This window comes from Prosthecobacter sp., from assembly GCF_014879935.1.
Lineage (GTDB): Bacteria > Verrucomicrobiota > Verrucomicrobiia > Verrucomicrobiales > Verrucomicrobiaceae > Prosthecobacter.
The window spans coordinates 1-2,959 of record NZ_JACSRD010000149.1; the positions used below are offsets into that span (position 1 = coordinate 1).

General features: G+C 64.8%; 1 protein-coding gene. It reads left to right on the forward strand.

Annotation, left to right across the window (positions count from 1 at the left end):
• On the forward strand, nt 1–2,959 hold a 2,959-nt coding region (locus IAE77_RS14150), incomplete at both ends, for a bifunctional serine/threonine-protein kinase/formylglycine-generating enzyme family protein (protein WP_294227579.1).

Genomic DNA, 2,959 nt, shown 5'->3' on the forward strand with positions numbered 1-2,959 from the left:
CCTGCACCGCGACATCAAGCCCTCCAACGTGCTCGTCACCGAGGTGGACGGCGCGCCGGTGCCGAAGGTCATTGATTTCGGCATCGCCAAGGCGATGCACTCGGGCTCGCTGGCGGATCTGACGATGTTCACCCACGAAGACCAGGTCATCGGCACGCCGGTTTATATGTCGCCGGAGCAGATCGAGGGCGGACGCAGGCTGGACGCGCGTAGTGATGTCTATGCGCTCGGCGCGTTGCTGTATGAGATGCTCGCCAGCGCGCAGCCTTTCGATACCACCAGCATTCGTGAAGGCGGGCTGGTGGCGGTGAAGCAGCTCATCCTGGAAACCAATCCCGAGCGGCCGAGCACGCGTCTGCGGCAGAAGACCAGCCCTTCGAAACAGCACAAGTCCGTCAACCCGGCGCGTCTCTCCGCGCTGCCCGCGGATTTGGACTGGATCACCATGAAGGCGCTGGAAAAGGACCGCCTGCGCCGCTACCAGACGGCGGCGGAATTAGCAGCGGATGTGCAGCGCCATCTGGACAACCTGCCCGTGCTGGCCCGCCCGCCCAGCCTCACCTACAAAGCCGGGCGCTGGCTGCGCAGGCACCGTCGTGGGGTCGCCCTCGCCAGTCTCGGAGCGGCGGTAGCCACAGCCTGCATTTTCATGGCCCTGCATATGGAAGCCGAATCCCGAAGGCCCAGGCGCATCACGCTTTCTCCTGGCGAACTGTACACCAACAACCTGGGCATGAAATTCACCCCCGTGCCCGGCACGGACGTGCTGATGTGCATCCATGAGACACGCAACAAAGACTTCGCCGCCTATGCCGCCGAGGTGCCCGGCGCGGTCGGCCTGTGGCTGACGGGCGTCACCCGCGGCCTGGACCCGGTGGTGGAAGACCGTGACAATCACCCTGCCATGCGCATCGACTGGGAGGAGGCGGACGCTTTCTGCAAGTGGCTCAGTCAAAAGGAAGGCCGCACCTACCGCCTGCCCACGGACCGCGAGTGGAGCATCGCGGCAGGCATCGGTGACAAGGAAACCTGGACGCCCGACACCACGCCAAAATCCGTCTTCAAAGTGCCGGACCACTACCCATGGGAAGGAGCCTGGCCGCCGCCTCCAGGCGCGGGCAACTACAGTGATGAAACTCTCAAGGCCGCCACGCCATCCACGCCTTCCTACATCAAAGGTTATCGCGATGGATACGCCACCACCGCGCCGGTGATGAGCTTCCGGCCAAACAAACTCGGACTCTATGACATGGGGGGAAATGTCAGCGAATGGGTGGAGGAGCGCCAGGAGCCGGGCAGCAGGTTTCGCATTTTGCGCGGAGCCCACTGGGGCAGCCATTTGGTGGAGGATCTGCGCATGACCATGGCCTCCTCCGCGCGCCATTTCCGCGAAGTCACCACGATCATGAAAGCCCCCCAGTACGGCTTCCGCTGTGTGTTGGAAGCCGCCCCGCCATCAAGTGCGGCGCTGACGCCCGTGCCCGTGGCGCGGGAAATGCAAGCACCAGATTCAAAGGTCGGCCTGCAACTCGCGGCCCTGCCTCCGGGCAAATTCCCCGACCCGCTTCCTGACGCGGAGATCCGCGCGCGCGGCGTCACCAACAGCCTGGGCATGAAGTTCATCCCTGTGCCCGGCAGCGATGTTCTTTTCTGCGTCCATGAGACACGCCGGCAGGACTATGCCGCTTTTGCCGCCGCCAGCCCAGGCATCAGCAGTTCCTGGAGCATCCAGGCCTACAACGGCCTGCCCATCAGCGCGGACAAAAACCATCCGGTCATCAGTGTGAGCTGGGAGAGTGCCCGCGCCTTCTGCGACTGGCTCAGCCGCAGGGAAAACCGTCTCTACCGCCTGCCCACCGACCGCGAGTGGAGCATCGCCGCCGGCCTGGGGCCGCACGAAAAGCCGGGGACGGATGACACTCCCGAAAAGCTCGGCGGCGCGGGCCGCACCGAGTTCCCCTGGGGCGCGCTCTTTCCGCCACCCGCCGGGATGCGCGCGGGCAACTATGCCGACCGCGCCAAGCAGGCCGCCTTCCCCCTTCTGTCATCCATTGGCGGTTATGACGACGGCTTTGTCACCACCGCACCTGTCATGAGCTTTGAGGCGAATCCGTTCGGTCTGCACGACCTCGGTGGCAACGTCGCCGAATGGTGCGGGGACTGGTTCAACGCCGCCTTTGTTGAGCGCGTGTATCGCGGCTCAGGCTGGCTGGATGACCAGCCGCAAAACATCCTCTCCGCCGCGCGCCGTTCGGCAAAACCCTCCTCTGAAAATATCCAGCTCGGCTTCCGCTGCGTGCTCGTGCCGGGAGGCAAGGCACCACCTGAGGAAAAAGCCGCCGCTCCGCTGCCCCCCGTCGAGCCGCCACACCCCGCAGCCATCTCCGCCCTGCAAGCCCGGCAGCAGCCAAGTTTTCCAGTGGACATGCCGCCTGACGATGCAAAGGCACGCGCCATCACCAACACCCTCGGCATGAAGCTCGTGCCCGTGCCCGGCACCAGCGTGCTGTTTTGCATCCACGAGACCCGCCGCCAGGACTACGCCGCCTATGCGGCTGATAACCCGGAGGCCAACACGGAATGGAAAGAGCATCAAACCCAGGGCTACACGCCAGACGGCCTGCTCGACGCCCATCCCGTCACCCGTATCTCATGGCAGGACGCGCAGGCATTTTGCGTCTGGCTGAGCCGGAAAGAAAACCGCACCTACCGCCTGCCCTCGGACCGGGAATGGAGCATCGCGGCTGGCATCGGCAGCCAGGAGACATGGGATGAGCACACCACCCCGGCTTCGGTTTTCAAGCCGAAAGGCCACTTCCCCTGGGGCGGCACCACCTGGCCGCCTGCCGCGCCCGTGGTGAACTACAGCGATGAAACCCGCCGAAGACTTGCCCCCGATCCCACCGCCAAATACTTCACCGGCTATGACGACGGCCACGCCTACACCGCCCCGGTGATG